Origin of the sequence: Candidatus Sodalis endolongispinus (assembly GCF_018777395.1) — a bacterium.
Classification (GTDB): Bacteria; Pseudomonadota; Gammaproteobacteria; order Enterobacterales; family Enterobacteriaceae; genus Sodalis_B; species Sodalis_B endolongispinus.
The window spans coordinates 1739345-1762933 of the sequence record NZ_JAFJYC010000001.1; the positions used below are offsets into that span (position 1 = coordinate 1739345).

General features: G+C 55.6%; 18 protein-coding genes, 4 pseudogenes and 1 riboswitch. Of the genes and pseudogenes, 8 read left to right on the plus strand and 14 right to left on the minus strand.

All coding sequences use genetic code 11. From position 1 onward, the window contains the following. The first annotated feature begins 66 nt into the window (after positions 1-66). Positions 67-445, plus strand: a pseudogene (locus tag JZM24_RS08400) (VOC family protein). Beyond that, positions 435-2045, plus strand: a complete 1611-nt coding sequence (gene tilS, locus JZM24_RS08405; protein WP_215669316.1) for a tRNA lysidine(34) synthetase TilS — start codon at positions 435-437, stop codon at positions 2043-2045. Before JZM24_RS08400 ends, tilS begins: the two are co-directional and overlap by 11 nt. A 36-nt stretch (positions 2046-2081) precedes the next feature. On the opposite strand, the gene rof is transcribed toward tilS, so the two are convergent. After that, complete coding sequence (gene rof, locus JZM24_RS08410) at positions 2082-2342, minus strand: Rho-binding antiterminator (protein ID WP_215669317.1); 261 nt, start codon at positions 2340-2342, stop codon at positions 2082-2084. A gap of 238 nt (positions 2343-2580) precedes the next feature. Between rof and JZM24_RS08415 the strand changes: the two are divergent. The 4 genes and pseudogenes from JZM24_RS08415 to JZM24_RS08430 all read left to right on the plus strand — a co-directional run bounded on the left by JZM24_RS08415 (position 2581) and on the right by JZM24_RS08430 (position 5408). Further along, positions 2581-3117, plus strand: a pseudogene (locus JZM24_RS08415) (YaeQ family protein). Positions 3118-3312: 195 nt separating this feature from the next. Further along, entirely contained in the window at positions 3313-3471 is a 159-nt protein-coding gene (locus tag JZM24_RS08420; protein ID WP_215669318.1) for a hypothetical protein, read from the plus strand. Between the two features lie 12 nt (positions 3472-3483). Further along, positions 3484-3732, plus strand: a pseudogene (locus tag JZM24_RS08425) (copper resistance protein NlpE N-terminal domain-containing protein); the annotation flags it as partial. Between the two features lie 1097 nt (positions 3733-4829). Further along, positions 4830-5408 carry a hypothetical protein gene (locus JZM24_RS08430; RefSeq protein WP_215669320.1) on the plus strand — a complete coding sequence of 193 codons (579 nt, stop codon included), beginning with the start codon at positions 4830-4832 and terminating at the stop codon, positions 5406-5408. 171 nt (positions 5409-5579) lie between these two features. Here JZM24_RS08430 and JZM24_RS08435 read toward each other — a convergent pair. From JZM24_RS08435 to lexA, 4 genes and pseudogenes are all read right to left on the minus strand, one after another. Next, positions 5580-6785, minus strand: a pseudogene (locus JZM24_RS08435) (IS3 family transposase). A 370-nt stretch (positions 6786-7155) separates the two neighbouring features. After that, the gene (locus JZM24_RS08440; RefSeq protein WP_215669321.1) at positions 7156-7572 is read right to left on the minus strand and encodes a hypothetical protein; all 417 of its coding nucleotides are present in this window, start codon (positions 7570-7572) and stop codon (positions 7156-7158) included. Positions 7573-7646: 74 nt separating this feature from the next. Further along, positions 7647-7856, minus strand: coding sequence for a CsbD family protein (locus JZM24_RS08445; protein ID WP_215669322.1), 210 nt, complete (start codon positions 7854-7856; stop codon positions 7647-7649). Positions 7857-8506: 650 nt separating this feature from the next. Further along, positions 8507-9115, minus strand: a complete 609-nt coding sequence (lexA, locus tag JZM24_RS08450; RefSeq protein WP_215669323.1) for a transcriptional repressor LexA — start codon at positions 9113-9115, stop codon at positions 8507-8509. Between the two features lie 374 nt (positions 9116-9489). Between lexA and plsB the strand changes: the two genes are divergently transcribed. Continuing rightward, entirely contained in the window at positions 9490-11949 is a 2460-nt protein-coding gene (gene plsB / locus JZM24_RS08455) for a glycerol-3-phosphate 1-O-acyltransferase PlsB (protein ID WP_215669324.1), read from the plus strand. Positions 11950-12225: 276 nt separating this feature from the next. On the opposite strand, the gene ubiA is transcribed toward plsB, so the two are convergent. From ubiA to pgi, 8 genes are all read right to left on the minus strand, one after another. Next, positions 12226-13098: a 4-hydroxybenzoate octaprenyltransferase gene (ubiA, locus tag JZM24_RS08460; RefSeq protein WP_215669325.1), complete on the minus strand. Its 873-nt coding sequence runs from the start codon at positions 13096-13098 to the stop codon at positions 12226-12228. A gap of 12 nt (positions 13099-13110) precedes the next feature. Then, a complete protein-coding gene (locus JZM24_RS08465) occupies positions 13111-13536 on the minus strand; it encodes a chorismate lyase (protein ID WP_215669326.1) in 426 nt (141 codons plus the stop codon). 295 nt (positions 13537-13831) lie between these two features. Then, positions 13832-15919: a YjbH domain-containing protein gene (locus JZM24_RS08470; protein WP_215669327.1), complete on the minus strand. Its 2088-nt coding sequence runs from the start codon at positions 15917-15919 to the stop codon at positions 13832-13834. Beyond that, positions 15919-16674: a capsule biosynthesis GfcC family protein gene (locus JZM24_RS08475; RefSeq protein ID WP_215669328.1), complete on the minus strand. Its 756-nt coding sequence runs from the start codon at positions 16672-16674 to the stop codon at positions 15919-15921. Before JZM24_RS08475 ends, JZM24_RS08470 begins: the two co-directional genes overlap by 1 nt. Further along, positions 16671-16949 carry a YjbF family lipoprotein gene (locus JZM24_RS20045; RefSeq protein ID WP_246579914.1) on the minus strand — a complete coding sequence of 93 codons (279 nt, stop codon included), beginning with the start codon at positions 16947-16949 and terminating at the stop codon, positions 16671-16673. Before JZM24_RS20045 ends, JZM24_RS08475 begins: the two co-directional genes overlap by 4 nt. Next, a complete protein-coding gene (locus tag JZM24_RS20050; RefSeq protein WP_220098834.1) occupies positions 16859-17164 on the minus strand; it encodes a YjbF family lipoprotein in 306 nt (101 codons plus the stop codon). Before JZM24_RS20050 ends, JZM24_RS20045 begins: the two co-directional genes overlap by 91 nt. Positions 17165-17389: 225 nt before the next feature. Next, a complete protein-coding gene (gene yjbE, locus JZM24_RS08485; RefSeq protein ID WP_246579915.1) occupies positions 17390-17764 on the minus strand; it encodes an exopolysaccharide production protein YjbE in 375 nt (124 codons plus the stop codon). A 440-nt stretch (positions 17765-18204) separates the two neighbouring features. After that, positions 18205-19854 carry a glucose-6-phosphate isomerase gene (gene pgi, locus JZM24_RS08490; protein ID WP_215669329.1) on the minus strand — a complete coding sequence of 550 codons (1650 nt, stop codon included), beginning with the start codon at positions 19852-19854 and terminating at the stop codon, positions 18205-18207. 282 nt (positions 19855-20136) lie between these two features. After that, positions 20137-20333, plus strand: a riboswitch (Lysine riboswitch). 109 nt (positions 20334-20442) lie between these two features. Here pgi and lysC point away from each other — a divergent pair. Then, complete coding sequence (gene lysC / locus JZM24_RS08495; RefSeq protein ID WP_215669330.1) at positions 20443-21807, plus strand: lysine-sensitive aspartokinase 3; 1365 nt, start codon at positions 20443-20445, stop codon at positions 21805-21807. 98 nt (positions 21808-21905) lie between these two features. Here the strand turns inward: lysC and JZM24_RS08500 are convergent, their stop codons facing one another. Beyond that, positions 21906-23567: a Na/Pi cotransporter family protein gene (locus tag JZM24_RS08500; RefSeq protein ID WP_215669331.1), complete on the minus strand. Its 1662-nt coding sequence runs from the start codon at positions 23565-23567 to the stop codon at positions 21906-21908. Positions 23568-23589 lie beyond the last annotated feature (22 nt).

Below are 23589 nucleotides of genomic sequence, written 5' to 3' on the forward strand. Positions count from 1 at the left end.
GCACGACCGCGCCGTCGGGCGGGCAATTTTCGCCAGCCAGCAGATGAAGGACTGGAACCTTAACACATGATTAGCCTACAACGGATGCACCATATCGCCATTATCGCCAGCGATTACACGCGCAGTAAAACTTTTTACTGTCAGGTACTGGGTTTTACACTCATCGGCGAGCATTACCGCGCCGAGCGGGACTCCTGGAAGGGCGATCTGGCGCTGAACGGGCAATACTTAATTGAACTGTTCTCTTTTCCCGGCGCACCAGCGCGGCTAAGTCGGCCGGAAGCCCAGGGGTTACGGCATTTAGCCTTTAGCGTCGTCGATATCGACCAAGCCATTCGACGCCGGCGTAGCCTGCGAGCCGGTGCGGGTCGATGCGCTGACCGGTAAGAAATTCACTTTCTTCGCCGATCCCGATCAATTACCGCTGGAGCTTTATGAAGCCTGATGCTGAGGGGGTAGTGCTGGCGCTGCGCCGCCGCGTCGCCGAGCGCGTCGCGCCATATCGCGCGCTGTCGCTGGCGTTCAGCGGCGGTCTGGATTCCACGGTATTGCTGGACGCCCTCTCCGCACTGCGCGACGGTGATAGCGTGTCATCGCTGACGCTGCGGGCGGTGCATGTCCATCACGCCTTGAGCCGCCACGCTGATGGCTGGGCCGCGCACTGTGCGCAGGAATGTCGTCAGCGCGACGTCGCCTTCAGTGTGGCGCATGTCGTCATCGATGGGACGCTGGAGGGCATCGAGGCGGCGGCGCGCGACGCGCGTTATCGGGCGCTGGCGGCGGCGCTGGCGGGGGATGAGGTGCTGCTTACCGCCCAGCACCGTGACGATCAGGCGGAGACGCTGCTGCTGGCGCTAAAACGCGGCAGCGGGCCTGCCGGTCTGGCGGCGATGGCGGCAGATGCGCCGTATCAAGGCCGCCGTCTGGTGCGGCCGTTGCTGGACTTCAGCCGGGGAGAGCTAGAGGCGTATGCCCAGGCGCGCGGGCTGCACTGGATTGAGGACGACAGCAATAGCGACCCGCGTTTCGATCGCAATTTTTTGCGCCTGCACATCCTGCCGCCCTTGCGGCAGCGCTGGCCGCACTTTGCCGATGCCGTGGCGCGCAGCGCGCAGCTTTGCGCCGAGCAGGAACAGCTGCTTGACGAACTGCTGGCGGATACACTGGCCGATGTCATCGCACCGGACGGGTCATTACGTTTGACGGCGCTAACCACGATGAGCGAGCACAAGCGCGCGGCGGTGTTACGCCGCTGGCTGGCCAACCGGGGCCTGAGAATGCCCGCACGGGCGCAATTGGCTCGCCTATGGCAGGAGGTGGCGCTTAGTCGGCGCGACGCCGTTGCACAACTGCTGCTAGACGACTGGTGGGTACGGCGCTTTCGCGAACGTCTTTATCTCGTGCCGCGTTTGGCGCCGCTAATCGACCCCGAAGCAGTGTTCGCCTGGCCGCTGGAAAATGAACGACTTAGGTTGCCCGCGAGGCTTGGTGCCCTCCTACGACGCCAGGTTAACGCCGCTAGCGCGCCTCTGGAGACACCGTCAACCACGGCGACAAGTGGCGCTAGCGACCTGGGAGCGCGACAACATGGCAAGGCCAGTCTCGCCCCAGAGGCCAATATCAAGGCCAACGCCAATGGTGACATCAGGGCCAACATCAACGCCAACGCCGCCGATACCGGCAGCGCGGCGGCGCCGGTGGCTGTCGTGCGTGCACCGCTGTCCGGCGAACGGGTATCGGTGCGATTCGGCGGCGTACATGGCCTATTGTATATCGTGGGACGTCACCGCGGCCGAACGTTGAAAAAAATCTGGCAAGAGCTGAGCATCCCACCGTGGCGGCGCGGCAGCACGCCGCTGCTGTTTTATAATGACCAGCTCATTGCTGCGCTGGGGGTCTTCGTGACGTGGGAAGGCCGAGTGCGTGAATCTCACACGCAATGGCAGCTTTTTTGGCAGCCGGGCAGTGATGACGCGATAGCCGCCGCGCCAAATAGCGGCGGTCAGGACGGGGTGTTGTCAGACGAGAAGAGCGGAAGTGATTAGCGGGCTGCCGGAGCGGCCCGCACAAGGGGGAGGGGGTTATTCTGCGCTGACCACCACGGTGCCCAATTCGGGATGGGTGAAACTGGCAATGTGATCCAGGCGGATGTCCTGGCTGACGCCCGCCTGCTCGATCACCAGATATTCAACGCGCTTTCTCGACAGCATTTCGCGTGCCGCGCCGGCCACTGTTTCCCCGTTACGGAGCGTCAGGTTCAATACCCAATGGCGCGTACAGGCGAGCTCAAGATTATCGTAATCATCACAGTTAATGGGCTGATATTCTTCATTCATAGTCATAAGCGCTCACCTACATTTATTGGGCGGTAAATGCCGCCTGTTCCCTGAGGAAGGATAGACCGCGATTTGCCGGCAATCCCACACATCAATCAACAGTTATTCCTTAAACGACTATAGCACAGAGCGCCCCCAATCCTTTAAGAAAAGGCGCGGGCAACAGGCCCGGAGACCGGCGCTGCTGGCCGCCAACTGGCGAAGTCTAGTACACTGCCGTCATCACCAAAAAAGGGAAACCACAATGGCGCTGAAAGCTAACATCCACAAAGCCACGGTCAATATTGCCGATATGGACCGCAATTATTATTCTGAAGCCAATCTGGTATTGGCGCAACACCCCTCGGAAACCCCGCAGCGTATGATGTTGCGATTACTGGCGTGGATATGTCACGCGCACGAGCGATTGTAATTCACCCGTGGACTGAGCGCGGAAGAGGAGCCGGCGTTGTTGTGGCGAAATGACCATGGTGAAGTGGAATGGTGGATTGAACTGGGACTGCCGGACGAAAAACGCTTACGTAAGGCTTGCCATCAGGCTCGTCATGTCTTGCTGTACGCCTATAATGCGCGCGCCGCCCGCGTTTGGTGGCAGCAAAACCAGCCGTTGTTGTCCGCGCAGGCTAATTTGTCGGTACGCTTTATCGACGATGAACAACTTAACGCACTAGCGAGTCTGGTGCAGCGTACGATGGTGCTGCAGGCGACGCTGCAGGATGGTCTTATCTGGTTATCCTATGCCGACCAACAGTTGGAGATGACCTTAGAGGTGTGGCAGTAGCGTACGCATCAGCCCTGGTAGGGCGGCGGATCGCCGCGCGGGCGCTACCCAAGACAGCCGGCGTGTAGATTAAGAATAGTCTGGAAAGTGCCCTATTACTCTGTTAACTGATAATGTAGAAAACTTTTATTGAGTTTGAATGCAATAAGATCATCGACCACCCTCTCGCCAACCAGAAGATAAAAGGAGAACCGGGTGAAAAGAGTGATCTTGATTTTAGTCATTACGCTTAGCGGCAGCGTATTGCCCGGCTGCCATATCGCGCCGCCGGCGGCGGATGGGGCCTTTACGCCCATGCAGCAGTATTATCAAGGGACGTTGCCGGGCGAAAACCGCGAGGCAATTGAAACCTAATTATTTCTCGCTGAAAATGGCACCTTCGTCATGCAACAGCTCTACAGCACCGGCGTCCGCGTCGGCCGCGTACAATCCAGCGCGGGGCAATGGGCGCGTACCGCCGATAAATTAACGCTGGTGGAAAATGCGACGGGCAAAAAGCACTTTTTCCGGCCAGCGGGCAATTCGCTGGAAATGCTGGATGACAATGGCGTGATGATCCCGTCCGCCGGTTGCCGTTTTTTGCTGTTGTCGCCGCGCGATAGGGTTATAACCTGACGCCGTGCCGTACCTTAAGTCATCGCCAGGCCGCGACAGCACATAGTTTACTCCACCGCAGACCCGATGTGGCAGACCGGGAAGGTCGCCCGCGGCCCGAACACGGGGTGGCGCGCAAGCCAGATGGCCCGCTGGGGAGCGTGTTCGGTAACCCGGATGCTTTAAGGGGCTAGCCAGCGGTTCCTGCGGGCGCTGCCTTGACGCGGCAGCCAGGGCGGGTAATTGTGCGTGTGGCATCATTGCAATGCATGTTACTCGGCAGTGCAAGGGTGTCTGACTATCGGCGCGCTAAATTCTCCCTGACGCACCGCTATTGTTGTTCAACGAGCTAGCATATTTGATTTCTTCAGAATTAAGCCTTTGTTATCTTCATCTCCTCACGCTTTCCCGTTGAAAAGGACGTGGCTAATCATCAAGCTAAATCTCAATATTTAAACTTTGGGCCTATATGTTTCATTGACGATTAAGGAGTAATTAATACGCAAGAATAGTTTGTTCTGGCGGGTTATTTCTCATGCTGATGGAACAGCCTGTCTCAAACTTACATTAAACAATCAGGGAGGATTGATATAATGTTGCCTATTTTTGTCCGGGAATATCCGTATAAATTAACGTTAAGGCGTTATTTCTTTCCTGTAATGAATGGAATTAAGAATAACAGCCCAGGCCACACTAATGCCGCCAGGAAAATGTCGATTCAGCGCGACTATAAAGTCTGCTGAGGGGGCATAACGCTGGTGGGGTTAGTTTCGCCGGCAGCCAAGACCCGCTTCATGGTATTTGTCCCCACTGCGAGCGGGTTGTGGATACCGATAGCGGATACGCCGTCTCTTAAGGAAGGAGGGAACATGGCGTCAGCCGAAATGACGCCGGCGCCGCGCCATACGCTGCCAACGCTACCGGTAGTCGGGTCATGGGCGGTACCGGCACGGGACCTGCAGCTCGAAATAGACCGCGGCGACGATACCCTATTATCCGGCTCGGATGCGCCTGGCGGGGAGCCATCGACAGGTGGGAAGAAGGGGTCAACGCATCTGGCGCGGCGCCGGCGCGCCAGCGATATCGACATGGTGCCGGCGTGCGCGCTGAGCCTTGAGATGCAGGATTATTGGATGCGCCTTGGCAATAGCAAACGCCAGTTTGCGGCGTTCATCGCTCAGCATGCTGACATACTGGCGCCGTCAAACACCCACAGTGCGTTTGATTTCAAGGTAATTGAGTGCCGGGTGCTGCTTTACTGGGTTGAATCTGAGGGATACCGGGAGATGCGCCATTATCTGCTGGTGGCAGAAAAAGAGGGGACCCGTTATATTGTGGACCCGGCGGCGGAAAAATTGGCCTTCCTGGAGATCCCGACGATTTCACAGCCCTTCATACGCTCGGAGCAGCAGTGGCTGACAGTTTTTCATCAAGCGGAAAGGGAGACAGCGATTCGATACCAAACATTTTCTAGCATTGACGCGGCATTAACGTATCGGCGCGAGGAGGGATTTCATGTCGAAGAACAATGGCTTATTGAGCCGCAGGATGTAAGCGCTATTATGCATTATGATGATGTTTATGGCATAAAATATTCCCTTCTAACCTCTACCTACTCTCCTTTGGTGCAACAAAAGCGCCTGGGAAAAATTATTCGTAATTTGATGATAGATAATGATATGTGCCCCTCTAATTAAGAATTCATGCTGTATATCTTCTACAATTTTTCTTCGTCGCAACAGCGGGCATTGCTCAATCAGGTTTTCATTCGGCAGCAAAATGCACACCGTACGTTGCGCGCACTCATTGGCTCGACGGAGTATGTCCACACTGATCTTGCCCCGCCATCTCCGTACAGCTTTTGTATCTTAAGTTAACGAAGCCCGCTGCCGCCGGTATTCTCTCGGAGAGTGATATCCCAGCGCGCTGTGCGGATGGTTTTCATTGTAATGCGTGAACGCTGCTGCAAGGTTTCGCAGGGCTGTTCTCGCATCCGGTTTTGGCATGAACTCGATATAGTCTTCCTTCATCGTCTTCACGAACCGTTCGGCCATGCCATTGCTCTGCGGGCTGCTCACCGCTGTTGTGCAGGGCTCCAGATCCAGTTCTCTGGCGAACCTCTGCGTTTCATGCGCGGTATACGCTGAACCGTTGTCCGTCAACCACTGCACCGCTGTATCGGGTAACCTGTCGCCGAAGCGCTTTTCTACCGACCTCAGCATCACATCCTGCACGGTCGAACTGTCGTAGCCTCCAGTGCTCGCAGACCAGTCTATGGCCTCTCTGTCGCAGCAGTCCAGTGCGAACGTGACCCGCAGTTTTTCACCGTTGTCGCAGCCGAACTCGAAGCCATCTGAACACCAGCGCATATCGCTTTCTGCCACCGCGATCCTGCCCTTATGCTCACGCCTCGGCCGCTCTGGTTTTCAATGTAATAACAGCAGGTTATGCTCACACATGATCCTGTAAAGTCGTTTCGCATTTACCGGCGGCAGTCCCTCTGCGCGACGTTGTTTACGCAGGATGCCCCACACCCGCCGATAGCCGTAGCTGGGCATATCGCTGATGATGTCGAGGATGTCCGACAGTATTTCAGCGTCTGCTTCGTCATTACGCCGGTTACAGCGCCTGTCCTGCCAGTCGGCAGAACGCTTAATCCGCAGTGACAGCGGCGCACGCGACACGCTCATGGCGCGGCTGACCTGTGCTATTCCCCGGCCTTTGGCAACAAGGGCGCGTGCGCTATCCATTTTCGTGACTGGCCGTACTCCACGGCTTCTTTTAGGATCTCAACCTCCATCGTCTTCTTACCCAGAAGGCGCTGGAGCTCCCGGACCTGCTTCAATGCAGCTGCAAGCTCAGAGGCAGGAACAACGTCCTCCGGCAGCCACGGCGGTGAGGCTGCCTTCCTGATATTGCTTTTTCCACTTAAACAGCAGGCTGGGCTGGATACCGTGCAGTCGTGCGAGATGGGAGACATTCATGCCGGGCTCCATCCTCTGCTGAATAATGGCCATTTTTTCCTGAGGAGTTTTACGTTTACGGACTTCTTGACCTAACAGGATCCCGGTCATATCAAAATTGGCGTTAGTGTTAGACATATATTCAAGCCTATCTCTTATCTGGAGATACAGCTACTGTCTGGTGTTTCAGGGGGCTAAATCATGGGGTAAGGTAGCAACATGTTAATCGTAGCGGCGAGATCCCCACAGAAATATTAGTTATTGTGCAAGGGAGGGTGGCATCTTAAGTATCAGAATTCCCCTTTCATGTGCAATCGACCAAATGATTTCACCCCTTAGAACCCACTCTAAGCTACCCGTCATATTTTTTTTAAGCGTTTACCAGCAAAATGCTCTTTGACGGCGTGTTTCACTGGCTCACGCTAAGTATAGGGTAACCGAGGCGGTTCAGTTTATCATTGTCAACAACCTTGCCCGGCCGTTATCGCGAGTTAACCTCATGCCAGACCGCTTTGGAGGTTAATGTTAACATGCCCCCTTTTTCAAGGGTTATTTCTTTATTATTATAAGAGACTGTCGTCTTATAGCCGGCGTTGGTGGCAATTTTTACCGTTTTATTTGCGGTAGTCATTGAAGGGATAAAAGTTTTTGGGGCCCAGCCACCATCATACATTTTTATCAAAATGTTTTTATGTTCATTCATAGCATCACGTAATGATGCTTCCGTGATGGCTTTTCCGTTATCAAAGGGGAATAGATAGAATCTATCTTCATCCAAATATTCCATTATGTCCTCCCGCAATGCCTCAATGCGCAGCCATGTTTCGGCATCATAAATTTTAGCAATATTGTAATAACCTTGCTCGCGATAGGTACTGTTTACGCTAGGAAGGTACATCCTTGTACCTTTGGGTAGGAACTTCTCGGTAGGTAAGCGGTTACACTTACTCAACCTTGGTTATTGAAAACCGCTTACCACCAGTATTTGTTGCGGGTTTTCCAATCATTGACTTCAGTTTCGGCAGATTCTTTGCCGTAACCATATCGTTCCTGTATTTTGCCGACTAATTGATCGCGTTTACCTTCCACGATGGTCAAATCATCATCGGTGAACTTACCCCATTGTTCTTTGACTTTACCTTTAAACTGTTTCCAATTGCCGCTGGCTTCGTCTTTATTCATGTTATGACTCCTTTAAAAGGTAGTTTAATAATAGCAATCGTTTCCAAACCTGAATCCGTAGATCCAGCCAAACCGTACAAAAGGCGCTTAGCTAAGGTTTAAATAAATTATAGCAGTGAATTGGGTAAATGCTGTGTTTACCAGAGGATTCCTTCGCAAGATATCGCTTTGGGCAGAGATATAGGAATAACACCTGTGAAAACAGTAGGAAGTCAGCGCCAGGCGGCACGTCGAGTCTGTAATAAAATGTGTCAAGCCCTACGAAACGCTTGGCGTAGTACGCGTTGCAGATGAGAAACACAGCAGCCACTGGCTAGGTTCTCGACTTGTGACGCACCTAGGAGTGACAGCGATGTTTGAGCATGCCTGCTTATTCCTAAGTCACAGGCAACTACATCAATGAGCAAGTGCAAACTTCAGCTGACGGGCGTAGTAAGAGGCCAAGGTGCAAAAGCTGGCGCATGACATATTAGTTAAAGACGGGCAAAGAAGGGGGGAAGGCTGACATTGGCCAATAACGCGCGATATTTATTGCGGCATTCAGTTACAGCGCAAAGAAGCATAGGCGAAAAGGAACAAGAGGTGCCGACGAGGTCAAGCGAACAAGCGACAGAGGGGGGGACACATTGCGCTCACCCCCACCGCGCGGTTTAAAGCCAGTTGCCGTTGCGTATTACCCCAACCGCTAAACCTTCAATGGTCAGTTCCTGCTGCCGCAGGTCCACAACAATGGGGGCAAACTCGCTGTTTTCCGGCAACAATTCAACAATATTGCCTTGCCGTTTCAGCCGTTTGACGGTTACATCATCGTCAATGCGCGCCACAACGACCCGACCATTACGGACATCCTGCGTTTTGTGCACTGCCAGCAGGTCACCGTCCATAATGCCGATATCCTTCATCGACATACCGCTGACCCGCAGCAGGAAATCCGCATGGGGATTGAACAAGGCGGGATCCACCTGATAGTGGCTTTCAATGTGCTGCGTGGCCAGCAAGGGCTCGCCGGCGGCCACACGCCCAATCAGCGGCAAACCGCTTTCTTCTTCGATCATCAGACGAATGCCGCGCGACGCGCCGGAAACAATTTCAATGGCGCCCTTGCGTGCCAGCGCCTTCAAATGCTCTTCCGCCGCATTGGGCGAACGAAACCCCAGACGCGACGCAATCTCGGCACGCGTGGGGGGCATGCCGGTCTGCGCGATATGGTCGCGGATCAGGTCAAAAACCTCTTGTTGTCTGGTGGTTAGCGCTTTCATTCCGTACCCTGTTTGTTTATACAGTCTTTCTGAGAGTATATACAGGTCATTGCCAATTGAAAACCGAAAACGCGCGAAATAGGGTGTCATTCACGATAATATAAGCCCCATGCCGTTGCGTTGCGTCAACCGGGGCCTGAAGGACAGGCAGGTGGCAGCGCTTACGCCCTGGCCGCGTCACCCCCCGGTTACCTTTTCGCCGCGTGCAGATAGCCGGAGAGTGTCAGGGAACTTGAACCCGGCGGGCATTATTTTTGCACGCGATGTGGCAGCGGCCGCCGCTGTGTGACCCCAGACGCTGGCGCCGCCAAAGATCCGCCTCGCAGTTTCTGGTATTCTTGCATCGCATTGCTAACAAGAGGCTTCACAAAGATATGTCAGGTTGGCGTAGAATTTATTATACGTTGTTGGATTTACCACTAAAGTTGCTGGTAAGAAGTAAAGTTATTCCGGCCGATCCGCGCGCTGAAGCCGGGCTCGACCCCCAGCAGCCTATGATGTATGTGCTGCCCTATAACTCCAAAGCAGACCTGCTCACCCTGCGTATGCAATGCTTGAAACAAGGTCTGCCTGACCCGCTGACGCCGCTGGATATCGACGGCGTAACGCTGCCGCGCTACGTTTTTATTCATGACGGGCCGCGCGTGCTGTCGTGGTACGCTGAAAAACCACAATCCGTTTCGCTGTTTCATAACTACCTCGATTTGCACCGCTCCAATCCCGCTTTGGATGTCCAACTGGTGCCAGTATCGGTGATGTTCGGCCGCTCGCCCGGCAGGGAGTCGCAAACCTCTCAGCCGGCACCGCAGTTGCGCTTACTGAACGGTATCGAAAAGTTCTTCGCGGTGCTGTGGTTAGGGCGCGACAGTTTCGTGCGTTTTTCGCGCCCGTTGTCGTTGCACTATATGGCCACCGAGCACGGTACCGATAAGTCTATCGCCCAGAAACTAGCCCGGGTCGCGCGCATCCATTTTGCCAGGCAGCGGTTAGTGGCGGCAGGGCCGCGGCTACCGGTACGCCAGGATCTGTTCAATAAGCTGCTGGCGTCTAAAGCCATCGAAAAAGCGGTGGAAGATGAGGCGCGCAGCAAGAAGATCTCGGTCGAAAAGGCGCAGCAAAACGCGATCGAACTCATGGAGGAAATCGCCGCCGACTTCTCGTATGAAGCGATCCGCCTCTCCGACCGGGTTTTGAGCTGGACCTGGAACCGGCTGTATCAAGGGCTGCACGTACGCAACGCCGAGCGCGTGCGTCAGCTGGCCGAAGAGGGCCACGAGATTGTCTATGTACCTTGCCACCGCAGCCATATGGATTATCTGCTGCTTTCCTATGTGCTTTACCATCAGGGGTTGGTGCCGCCGCATATCGCCGCCGGCATTAATCTTAATTTCTGGCCGGCAGGGCCGATTTTCCGCCGTCTGGGTGCGTTTTTTATTCGCCGCACGTTCAAAGGCAACAAGCTTTATTCCACCATTTTCCGCGAATACTTCGGCGAGTTATTCACCCGTGGCTATTCGGTGGAATATTTCGTCGAAGGCGGCCGCTCCCGGACCGGGCGGCTGCTGGAGCCGAAAACCGGCACGCTGACCATGACCATCCAGGCCATGCTGCGCGGCGGCAATCGCCCTATTACGCTGGTACCAATTTACGTCGGTTATGAACATGTGATGGAAGTGGCGACTTATGCCAAAGAATTACGCGGCGCGGCCAAAGAGAAGGAGGGGCTTTGGCAAATGATGCGCGGATTGCGCAAGCTGCGCAATCTGGGCCAGGGTTATGTCAACTTTGGCGACCCCCTGCCCCTGGCCACCTGGCTGTCGCAGCAGGTACCGCAGTGGCGTGATTCTGTCGACCCGATAGAGGCCCAGCGTCCCGGCTGGCTGGCGCCGGCGGTGGATGAGATTGCCGCCACCCTCATGGTGCGGATTAACAACGCTGCTGCAGCCAACGCCATCAATTTGTGCTCCAGCGTGCTACTGGCCTCGCGCCAGCGCTCGCTCACCCGCCCGCAGTTGCTGGCGCAGCTGGCCTGCTATCTTGAGCTGCTGCGCAATGTGCCCTATGCGCCGGACATCACGGTGCCCGATATGACGCCGGAGGCGCTGTTAGCCCACGCGCTGGCGATGAACAAGTTCACCGTCGAGCATGACACCATCGGCGATATCATATGCTTGTCTCGCGATCAGGCCGTGCTGATGACCTATTACCGCAACAATATTCAGCATCTCCTGATCCTGCCGTCGCTGGTGGCCAGTATTATTTGCGGCCATCCGGGGATCGAACACGCCCAGCTGCAGCAGCGGATCACGCTCCTTTATCCACTGCTCAAAGCGGAATTATTCATGCGTTACAGCAAGCAAGACTTACCGCCGGTCATCGACAGTCTTATCGCCGAACTGGCGCGTCAGGGACTGGTGGAGGTGAAGGAAACGTGGCTGTATCCGGCGCACACACGTCTGCATGTCCTTCAGCTATTGGCCGCAAGCGTAAGCGAGACGTTGCAGCGTTACGCCATTACCTTTTCGTTATTGCGCGCCAATCCACAGCTTAACCGCGGCACGTTGGAAAAAGAAAGCCGTATTATGGCTCAGCGGCTATCGGTACTGCACGGCATCAATGCACCGGAGTTTTTCGATAAAGCGGTATTCTCAACGCTGGTGGCGACGCTGCGCGCTGAGGAATATATCAGCGATACCGGCGATGACATTGACGAAAAGGTCAGCGAGATGTGCGACATTCTCAGTGAATTGATTACTCCCGACGTGCTGGGCACGATCGAAAGCGCCAGTTTGTTGGCGAACGGACCCGCTAGCGCGGCGCTGCCGGCGGAGTAGCCGCTACGCTGCCGTAGCGCCCAGCGGCTATAGCATCACGCCGCCTTTGTAGACACCTTCGCCGGCGCTGATCACCGCCGGCGTTCTCTTTTACGCGCCAGCGACCTCTGTCGTCACGCCCAGCAGCTATAGCATCGCGCCGCCGTCCTACCAAACACCTCGCCGGCGCCGATTACCGCCGGCGTTCTCTTATACGCGCCGGCACCTCTGTCCCGCCAGAGAGCGCATAGGCGCAAGCGCCGCGAACGGGCGCTGGAATAGGCGCAACAGAGGGGGTCAATGGGGCAATAAGCTCAGCAAAATACCGATAAAAATTAGCATTCCGACAAGGTTATTATTCAAAAACGCCCGGAAGCAGGCCTCCCGTTTGCGGTCGGCGATAAGCTTTTGCTGCCAGAAAAATAACCCCGCCGCGCCCGCCAGCGCCAGATAGTATAACCTGACAAGTCGGAGCTGCCAGCCGATAACGCCCAGCAGCAGTAGCGTCGCCAACTGCAACAACCCGATGATAAGCTTATCGAAACGCCCAAACAGGATGGCGGTGGATTTGACGCCGATACGCAGATCATCATCCCGATCCACCATGGCATATTGGGTGTCGTAAGCCACCGTCCAGGTGATATTCGCCAGGAACAGCAGCCAACAGCTTAATGGTAAGGACTCACTTACTGCGGTGAACGCCATCGGTATCGACCAGCCGAACGCCGCACCCAGCACCAGCTGCGGCAAATGTGTATACCGCTTCATGAAGGGGTAAACCCAGGCTAACGCCAGCGCCAGCGTCGACAGCGCGATGGTCATGCTATTTAACGTCAACACTAGCGCAAAAGAGATGCCCACCAGCGCGCCGAACAACAGTTTGGCTTCTCTTTCACCTATCGCGCCGCTGGGCAACGGGCGGGAGCGGGTACGTTGAACATGACCATCTATTTTACGGTCCGCGTAATCGTTAATGACGCAGCCGGCGGCGCGCATGAAAAACACACCCAGAATAAATACCGTCAACGTTCCCAACGCGGGTATAGCCATGCCCGCCAGCCACAGCGCCCATAGCGTTGGCCACAGCAGCAGCAGCGAACCGATAGGCTTATCGATTCGCATCAAACGGCACCATGCCTGCCATCTATCCTGTGTCAGACTGTGATCCAACAGAATTCTCCTTTACTGTTCAGGCACATCATCACCGCTGGCATACAGCGGGCAGTCGGGTAAAAACGCTTCCGTCAGCAGCAGCGGTTGCCCCTCTGGTAGCCGCAGGCTGGCATGGCGCGCCCACAAAGTGCCGACCCGGCCGAATTGGATAACGGCGCGGGCCGGCGGCCGGTGGCGGAACAGCCATTGCCCCAGCGGCACATCCCCCAGACTCAGCACCTGCTGCGCCGGCCCCGCCTCAGTGACGGCGGGCACTAACGTGCGCGCGGTCAACCAAGGCCGGTCATGACCATACAGCACCACCTCCCGCAGCCAGAATCGCCCGCAATCCGGCAATAGCGCCGCCTCCCCCGCTTCGATGCAGGCGGGGACAAACCCTTCGCGAAAGCGCCGGACGCGAATTTGCCCGCAGTGCTTTTCAAGGCGCCGAGTCATCGGGCCACGTCGGCGGCACCTGGAGCCAGCGAATACCGTCAAGTAGCGCAACTATGGCCTGATCCTGCATAGGGTCCGCGCTCCCGTATTCAAAGATTTCATTGTAGCCCAGAACCTCCGTTCATTGACATACCGTACACACAATTCAGCGCGCGATGCACCACTACGGGCCACGGCAACCCCGACGATAAACAGTAGGCGCGCTCAGCGGTAAAAACGCTACGCTCATGACCGTCTGCCGGAAAAAAAGGCCTCCCGAAGGAGGCCCTTTGCACTATGAATCGCGCCAACGCGCTTATTCCACCGCGGGCGACCGTTCGTCGGTCAGGCCATACAGATAGTATTTGCGTCCCACCATCTGGCCGCCGTCGCGGGTGAGCGGCGTCCAGTTGAACTGCGCACGGGTCCGGTTCGGCGTGACCGTCAGGACATCCAGCGGGATCGAGAGATAGAAACCCTTGGTAAAGGAACCTTCACCGTATTCCTCTTTCGAGACATTAGTGAAGGTCGCATACGCACCGGCGGTAATGCCGCTGTCGAAGCGTTTCGAGAGGTCAAACGTCACCCATTTGTCCTTAGCCAGATATTGCCCGACGCTCGCCTTGACCAGAACTCCGTTCAGGAAGGTCGGCTGCCAATACCCCGTTAGATTACCGGTGGCGACTTTATAATCGGTGAACTTCATCATGTTGTCCCAGTCGCGCTGTTTGACGTAGTTACCATCAACGCCCACCGCCCAATTGCTGTCCAGCGGACGGTAAAGCAGCTCGCCGCCGACGCCGCCATACATCATTTCCAGGTAGCCACCGTACAGCTGGCCATACCAGCCATCGCCCAGGCGATCGATATAAGTAGTCTGCAAGTTACTGACATACACGTCGTTTTCCACATAGGAACGGATATGGGTACGTACCCGTGGCAAATGGGAATCTGACGGCGGTTCGGTGTAGTTGAATTTATCGTAGTTGTAAACGATATTGCCAAACAGGCTACCCGACAGCGACCAGTGATTGGTCAACCAGTAATTGGCCGTGCCTTCTACGCCTATCTGATACATGTAGAAGCTTTCCGGTCCGCCAAAGGATTGATTCAGCACTGGCGACCAACTCAGCTGCAGCCGGCTGCGATCAATATAATAGCCCTGCTCGGCGGTTTTCGGCACGTCAGGCTCGACGCGGCGCTGAATCAACGGCTGCTCATGGCCCAGCGGGTAGCCTTCCAGCGTATCCTGCAGGCTGCGCACATTGGTTTCGGTGGTCACCATCGGCATGTGTTCGCGCGTTTCGGTGACTTTCAGCGTATCGATATTTTCCGGCAGATTATTCACCATAATGCGGTTGGCGCGATCCACGCCCTCCGCGCTATCACGGTACTTGTACTGCTGGCCGGTCATATACAGGGTACGACCTTTAACCTGGATATGCGGCGACGAATAACCGGCGTTGCTCTGCATGTCGGTCAACTGCTGCGCCACGACCTGATGTTGCAGGATCTCAGATTGCGGATGCGGGGCGTAATCCGGTTTTTTCTCGTCGATATGCTGCTGTTTGAGATCGTTGAAATTGGTGCGCAGCGTAAAACCGAACATGAAGGTATTGCCGCGCTCGTAGCTTACGTTAACATCCGCCCAATCGGCGACGCGGTAAATCTCCCCGACGTTGACGGGAGATTTCTGGTCCATGGTCCCGGCGAAATCATCCTGGTAATTGTTGCCTTCATACTCCACTTTCAGGCGCAGCGGCTGCCAGGGCGTTTGATATTCAACGCCGCCAAAGACCGCCGAGGGTCCGTGGAAAAAGGAGCCGGTATTAAAATTGCCGGCCTGACGGTTGGAGTTATCGCGATAGCAATAGCTGTCCTTGACCTTACAAAACGGGTTGGTGACGTTACCGCGGCTGCCGAGATAGCCCCATCCCAAGCCGAGACTGAAATCAAACGGCCCCCAGTCCTTGCTGGCGGCGATGAACTCGCTGTCAAACAGTCCGGTACCGCCAAAGTCACGCACACCCACCGACAACTCGGGCAACCAGTAGCTTTCCTGCAGCATGCGTAGCTTAAAATCGATGCCTTTATCTTTATAGGTCTGATCGCCGCTGAAACTTTCCACGCCGCTGTATTGCCGTGTACGCACATCGGTATAGCGGATGGTGCTTTCCAGCCAAGGGAACAGCTGTAAGTTCAGGGAGTAGAAACGGTACTGATCGTTATCGCGATAGTTCATGCTGAACTCGCCTTCCCGCGCCATACGCCCGGTTGGCGTTTGCAACAGGCCCACACCGCCCTGATCCATTTGCGACGGCCCTATCGGCGCGGGGTAAGAAGCGGCCTGGCAGGCGCTGGCCACCAATAGCGCAATAAAACTGAGAAGATATTTTTTATTCATCAGTCAGGGATCCGGTGAGTCAGTAAGGAGACAATCTGTTCATTTACATCCCGGTAGGCCCTGGGCAGTGACCAGGAAGAGAACCCGACGTAGATGATGCTGCCCGGCGCCACTTCCACATGACGGTGATTCCAGTAAGCCACAGGCACTTTCTCCGTTTTGCCATCAGGCTGAATAACCCAGACCACGTTCTTTTCCGCGCCGCTCAAGCGCTGGTGGGTTTGCAGATATTCGGCAACATCGCGACCGGGCTGATAGGGCTGCGGGCCGGCAGGCGTCGTGACGCCGACCACCTGTATGCTGGTGGGCCGGGATAGCGTATAAACGCTATATTCGCCGCTCAATCGGCGATTGGCCTCTGCATGCAAACGTATCCAGTCCGGATCCAGCGGCACAAACTGCCGCCCGGTTACCCGCATGGCGGCCAATTGCGCGCGCACCCTGTCCACCGAGTCGGCCAGTTCGCCGTCATTATCGCCGAGTAGCGCCGCACTAAAAGCACTTAATCGAGCCAGCAACTGCTGCTGCGCCTGCTGTTGTATCCCGCTGGCGGTCCTTTCCGCAATCACGGTGCCCGGCCACCACGTGCGTCCGTTAAGCCCAGGCCGTAGCGTAAGCTGTTCCAGATTGGCGGCGCCTTGTAACACCAGCGCTTGGGATTGCCCAGGATAATGAATCGCCACCCGGCTGTCGGCCATGGCGGACGCGATAAAACCAGCACATAAACTCACGGCGACTAAGAGTTGTTTTTTCATGGTTTATAGGGATTTAAGATGGTGGTTTCGATCGGGAAGTAGTCCGGTCCGATAAATTGTTCGGTTTTTATCACGGCACCGGATCGCGCATCCACCCAGTAACGGTTACGGTAATGTGTGTTGAGTTCTGTCACGGTGACATCTTCCTCAAGCACGCGGGTCGCGCGGGGGACATTGAGTATCGTCAGGGTTTCATTATCCGCCAGACTGAAGCGGGAAATAAATGTCGCGGCCCGCAGCTGGCCTTTTCTGTCCAAGAACGGGTGGACGTCCATTCGGTGCCATTGAGAATGCGATTGGGATGGATAAGGGGATCGGTGTCGAGGTTGGTCACTTCCAGCAGGTTATCCGTCAATCCCAGAGTCTTGACGAGACGCACGTTGCGCGTCACCAGCATCGCCTGGTCGCGGGTAGCCCATTTCAAATTACCTTGTTCGGCATACTCCAGCACCACGAAAATCTGCGACCCGTCGTTCACCTTGGCGTACATACTGGCGTAAGGGATCGCGCGGACCTACGCCGGCGTCATCTCAACGTCAGGCGTCCCAAACATGGCCAATGCGAACGTATCACCTATACCCTTTTGTGACTGACTGCAAGCGGCCAACAGAAAGCACACTACTAACAAAAAGAAATAGCGCACGTCGTTTCATCCTAAACGAAAAATGTCCAAAAAATAACCACACTTGCGTGTGGTTACTGATTATTTTTTTACTTAGAACGTTGACGTCGTGGTGCTCGTGCCGGGGTTGTTACTACCGCCACCGTTATCGTCATTGTGGGAAGAGATCAACGCCGCGCCAGCGATAACGGCGATAGCGCCGACACCTACCGCCGTGGCCGCGCCAGCACTCAGGCCGGAAGCCGTTGCGCCACCTGCGGTGCCGCCCTGGTCAGTACCGGTGGTGGCCGGTGCTGCGATCGCATAAGAACCACTCGCCATCAACGCTGCAGCTATTACTACACTTAACAATTTTTTCATATTAAATACCTTTAACTCATGAGGATGATGACTATAAAGAAAGTTAATGGTTATCTGACTTATATAAGAATCATAAATCAATATAATGCAATAAAATACAGATTGCATTCTTGGCCCATGAGAAGGTCACAAAAGTGCTGAAAGGCGGGTGAGAACGGACTAATGCGATATATTCCACTGCTTTGTTATCGACATGTGAAATTAAATATCGCCATCACTCCATTATTGTCGAGATAATTTGCTGAAAGGCATACTACTTGGACCCTGCATTAGGTAAAAAGTTGCAGCGATGCATTACGTCCACGCCTTGGGCAAATAGCCGATATGTCAGGGGAAATTAAACATTAACTCGCTGTTTTTTAACTATTAATGGGAATTTTTTACCGACAACTCCCACGATAATTAACCGGCCTCGGCCGGTGTGTTTTTAAGAATATCTCTAAAAGTGTTTCTAAATCGCTACCGTCGTCACGCTTTACAGTGTTGGTCGTCGGGCGCTATGAAAGAAGGCGGCCAGAAACTGGCCGCGCGGCCTCAAGAAAAATTTATCAGTGGCGCCAGGATTTATAGCGATTGATCAGGCCGTTGGTGGAACTATCGTGGGCATCAATCTGATTATCTTGCGCCAATTCCGGCAAAATGCGATTGGCAAGCTGCTTGCCTAACTCAACGCCCCACTGATCAAAGGTATAAATATTCAATATCGCCCCCTGGGTGAAGATCTTATGTTCGTACAGCGCAATTAGCGCACCCAAACTATAAGGCGTAATCTCACGCAGCAAAATGGAGTTGGTGGGTCGATTACCCTCGAACACTTTAAACGGCGCCACATGCTGCACTTGATCCGGTGATTTCCCGGCTGCGCTAAATTCCTGCTCCACCGCCTCGCGAGACTTGCCAAAGGCGAGCGCTTCGGTCTGGGCAAAGAAATTGGAAAGCAGCTTGGCGTGGTGATCGGTAAGGGGATTGTGGCTGATGGCGGGCGCGATAAAGTCGCAGGGAACAATTTTAGTCCCTTGGTGGATCAGCTGATAAAACGCATGCTGACCGTTGGTGCCCGGTTCGCCCCAAATAATCTGCCCGGTTTGATAGCTGACGGCATGCCCCTCGCGATCGACATATTTCCCGTTGGACTCCATATTCCCCTGCTGGAAATAAGCGGCGAAGCGGTGCATGTATTGATCGTAAGGTAAAATCGCCTCTGTCTCCATGCCGAAGAAATTGTTATACCAAATACCGATGAGCGCCAGCAGCACCGGCAAATTCTTATCCAGCGGCGTTGAGACGAAGTGCTGGTCCATAGCGTGCGCGCCGCTGAGCAGTTTTTCAAAATTAGCGAAGCCTAGCGACAGCGCAATGGACAGACCGATGGCGGACCAGAGCGAATAGCGGCCCCCCACCCAATCCCAGAACTCAAACATATTTTCGGTATCGATGCCAAATTCCGCTACCGCTTTTGCGTTGGTAGACAGCGCGGCGAAATGGCGGGCGACATGTTGCTCATCCCCGGTGGTTTTCAAGAACCAATCCCGGGCGCTGTGGGCGTTGGTCATGGTTTCCTGGGTGGTAAAGGTCTTGGACGCCACCAGGAATAACGTGGTAGCCGGATCCAGGTCTTTTACCGTTTCGGCAATATGCGTTGCATCCACGTTGGACACATAATGCATATTGAGATGGTTTTTATAAGGCCGCAGCGCCTCTGTCACCATATACGGGCCAAGATCGGAGCCGCCGATGCCGATATTGACAATATCGGTGATGGTGCGGCCGGTATACCCTTTCCATTCGCCGCCGATCACCCGATCGCAAAACTGTTTCATTTTTGCCAGCACCGCATTAACGTCCGGCATGACATCCTTGCCATCCACGTTAATCGGCGTATTGCTGCGGTTGCGCAGCGCAACATGCAATACCGCCCGATCTTCGGTACGGTTGATTTTCTCGCCGCTGAACATGGCGGCGATGGCCTCTTTGACGCCACACTCTTCCGCCAGCGCCAGCAGCCGGGTCAAGGTTTCAGCGGTGATGCGGTTTTTGGAGTAATCCACCAGCATTTGATCGTCGAAGGTGGCCGAGAAAGCGGAAAAACGCTCAGGCTCCTGGGCGAACAGGTCGCTTATCTGCACGTCTTCCATGGTAGCGAAATGTTGTTGCAGCGCTTTCCAGGCCGCGGTATGACTAGGATTAATATTTTTCATAACAACACTCTTATAGGTGATTAAATCGTCGCATATTTTTTGATTGTATCGCTTAACGCCGCGCAGGGGATGCCTTTTCTTGCGCTAATGATGTCGCCTGGTGCCAAAACCGACGTCGCCCTTGCGGCATGCCTTTTCAGCCTAACAGACTCACGCTGATTTTCCTGCTGTAAATTGTCGCCTGCCGGGAAAGGCGCCGGCGATAATAAATTCACACGCTGCTACGTTGACATCATCGTTATTACCCGTTATTTCTAATGGCCTAGTGACGCATCTGATGCGTTAACCAGAAGAGGCGCGTCGCCCAGGCAGGGTGTGTGAGGATCCGTTTTCCCGAGACCACACCCCAGGGGGAGCGACGCCGAGACGATAGCGGGCATACGGGCCGGCCGCCGTCGACCACAGGGGCTGAATCCCCTGGGTTGTCACCGGCATTGTTCGCCACCAGGCGATCGGCACGGTGGGGCGCTTCTGGGTGTACCGTAGCCAACTTCTACGCCTGCTCCCTGTTTCCCGCGCTTGACTCGTGCCTAGTCTGTTTTCACCGATGTCATCAGCCATGACATCCGACACGAGGCATTTTTAGGCATGTCAAACAACTCAGCTGCTCCCCTGCGGGTAGCCAAATTCGGCGGCACCAGCGTGGCCGATTTCGATGCGATGAACCGCAGCGCGGATATCGTCTTAGCTAATCCCGCGGTACGACTGGTGGTGCTTTCCGCCTCGGCCGGCGTCACCAATGTGCTGATCGCGCTGTCGGAAGGCAACGAAGCGGAGCGCCGCGCCTACTATCTGGATGAAATGCGCCGCATTCAATACAGCATTATCGACCGTCTGGCGGAGCAAACGGTAATTCGCGAAGAAATAGACCGGATGATCGATAATATCGCCATGCTGGCCGAGGCGGCGGGACTGGCGACATCGCTGGCACTGACCGATGAGCTGGTCAGCCACGGCGAACTGATGTCGACGCTGCTGTTTGTGGAAGTCCTGCGCCAGCGCGGCGTGGCGGCGGCGTGGTTTGATGTGCGTAAAGTCATGCGCACCAACGATCAATTCGGCCGCGCCGAGCCGGACAGTCATGCCCTTAAGGCGCAGGCGCGCACCCTGCTGCTGCCGCGCCTGAAAACTGAGCTGGTCATCACCCAAGGCTTTATCGGTAGCGAGGCAAAGGGGCGCACCACCACGCTCGGACGCGGCGGCAGCGACTATACCGCAGCGCTACTCGGGGAAGCGCTAGAGGCGGGGCGAATCGATATTTGGACCGATGTGCCCGGTATCTATACTACCGATCCGCGCGTGGTGCCTACGGCCAAACGGATTGACGAAATCAGCTTTGAGGAAGCGGCGGAAATGGCCACCTTTGGCGCCAAAATACTGCACCAGGCGACGCTGCTGCTGGCGGTACGCAGCGCGATCCCGGTCTTCGTCGGCTCCAGTAAGGATCCCAGCGCCGGCGGCACGCTGGTGTACAACCACACCGACAATCCGCCGCTGTTCCGCGCGTTGGCCCTGCGCCGGCGCCAGACGCTGCTGACGTTGCATAGCCTCAACATGCTGCACGCCCGCGGCTTTCTGGCAGAGGTATTTAATATTCTGGCGCGGCATGCTATCTCGGTGGATCTTATTACCACCTCCGAAGTCAGTGTGGCGTTGACCATGGATACTACCGGCTCCACCACCACCGGCGCGAGCCTGCTGACGCAGGCGCTGCTGACCGAGCTGTCCTCGTTGTGCCGGGTAGAGGTGGAAGAGGATCTGGCGTTGGTGGCATTGATTGGCAATAAACTGTCGCAGGCCTGCGGGGTGGGCAAAGAGGTGTTCGGTGTTCTGGATCCGTTCAACATCCGGCTTATCTGTTACGGCGCTAGCAGCCATAACCTTTGCCTGCTGGTGCCGGGCGGCGACGCCGAGCAGGTGGTGCGAACCCTGCACAGCGCGTTGTTCGACTGAGTCTCATCGGCGGTGAACGCCGTGATAACGTGCCGGCGGCCGGTGTGGTCGGCTGTCGTCACGTTGGCAAACCTCATCCTCTTCGACGGCGGGCGCCGTCAAGACGTGCCGGAGGCCGGTGGTCGGCTGTCGTCACGTTCGCGAACTTCGGACTCTTCGTCCAGCTCCAGCACGTTATAGGCCACCGAGCAGAACAGCGAGTTGACCCGTTTCAAATCCCCCAGCAGACTCAAATGCAGCGAGCTGGTTTCCAGGCTCTGCACATTCTGCTGATGCAACCGGTCAACATGGGCATGGGCATAACGGCGGTCGGTGATACGGAAACGGTGTTTGGCACGGCGCAGACGGTGGGCGCTGGTCATGTCGTTAGACAAGAACACCGACAGGCTTAACCGTAAATTCGACATCAGTTGCTCATGCAGCGTATCCAGCTCCTTCATCCCTTGCGCCGAGAAAGCCCGACGCGCGTTGAGCGATTTCGCGGCGATATCCCCCGTCATGCGTTCGATGATATCTCCCGCCTGCTCAAGATTAAGCGCCATTTCAATAATTTCCGCCCAGCGGCGCGAATCCGCCTCGTCCAGATCCTCCTTCGGGATCTGCGCCAGATAAAGTTTAATGGCCGTGTACAGCACATCGACGTCGTCGTCCAGACGGCGTACCTCGCGGTTTTTATCAACCTGCCCGTGCAGCACTTCGGTGTGCAGCAGCAGCATGCTCTCTACCACGTCGCCCATGCGCAGGGTTTCCCGGGCGGCGTTCACCAGCGCCAGCGCCGGCGTATCCAGCGCGCTGGTATCCAAATGACGTGGCCGCACGCTCCGATCGTCTATCGGCGTATCGGCTATCCACTTGCTGCACAGGCGCGCCATATGGCCGGCAAAGGGCACCATGGCCAAACAGCGCAGCAAGTTATAGAACACATGGAAATAAATAACCAATTCCGAATCCGCCAGCGGTAGCCGTTCCAGCAGTCCCGCCAGCGGCGAGACAAACGGCAGCACGATAAGACAACCGATAAGTTTAAACAGCAAACTACCGAGAGCGACACGTTTCCCTTCGGCGTTCTGGCCGCTGGCGTTCAGCATCGCCAAGATCCCACTGCCGAGATTCGCCCCGATCGCCAGGCATAGCGACACTTTGAAGGAAATAACATCGGTGGCGGAGAGGGTGGCGGTCAGCAGTACCGCCGCCAGGCTGGAGTAACTGATAATGGCGAACAGCGCCCCGGTCAAGGCGTCCAGCAGAATATCGCCGGTCAGTGACGAGAACAGGACCTTAACGCCATTGGCCTGGGTAATGGGTGTGGAGGCGCTGACGATAAGCTCCAGAGCCAGCAGAATCAACCCCAGGCCGATAGCGACGCGCCCCAGTTGGCCGGCGCGGGATTGTTTACGGCCGAGGAACAGGCAGACGCCGATAAAAATAAGCAGCGGCGACAGCCAGGAAAGATCGAAGGTCAGCACCCGCGCCATCAGGGCGGTACCCACATCGGCGCCGAGAATGATCACCAGCGCCGACGTCAGCGCTACCAACTTCTGGGCTACGAAGGACGTCACCAGCATCGCGGTGGCGTTGCTGCTCTGTACCAGCGCGGTCACGCCGATGCCGGCCATAAAGGCCATGGTTTTCCTTTCTACGCTACGGCTGAGTACCTGCCGCATCCGGGCACCATAGACACGCATAATACCCGTGCGAACGATATGGGTACCCCATACCAGTAACGCCACGGCGGACAATAGATGTAACAGCGTTAACACTCGGTTTGTAGCTCCCTTTTAC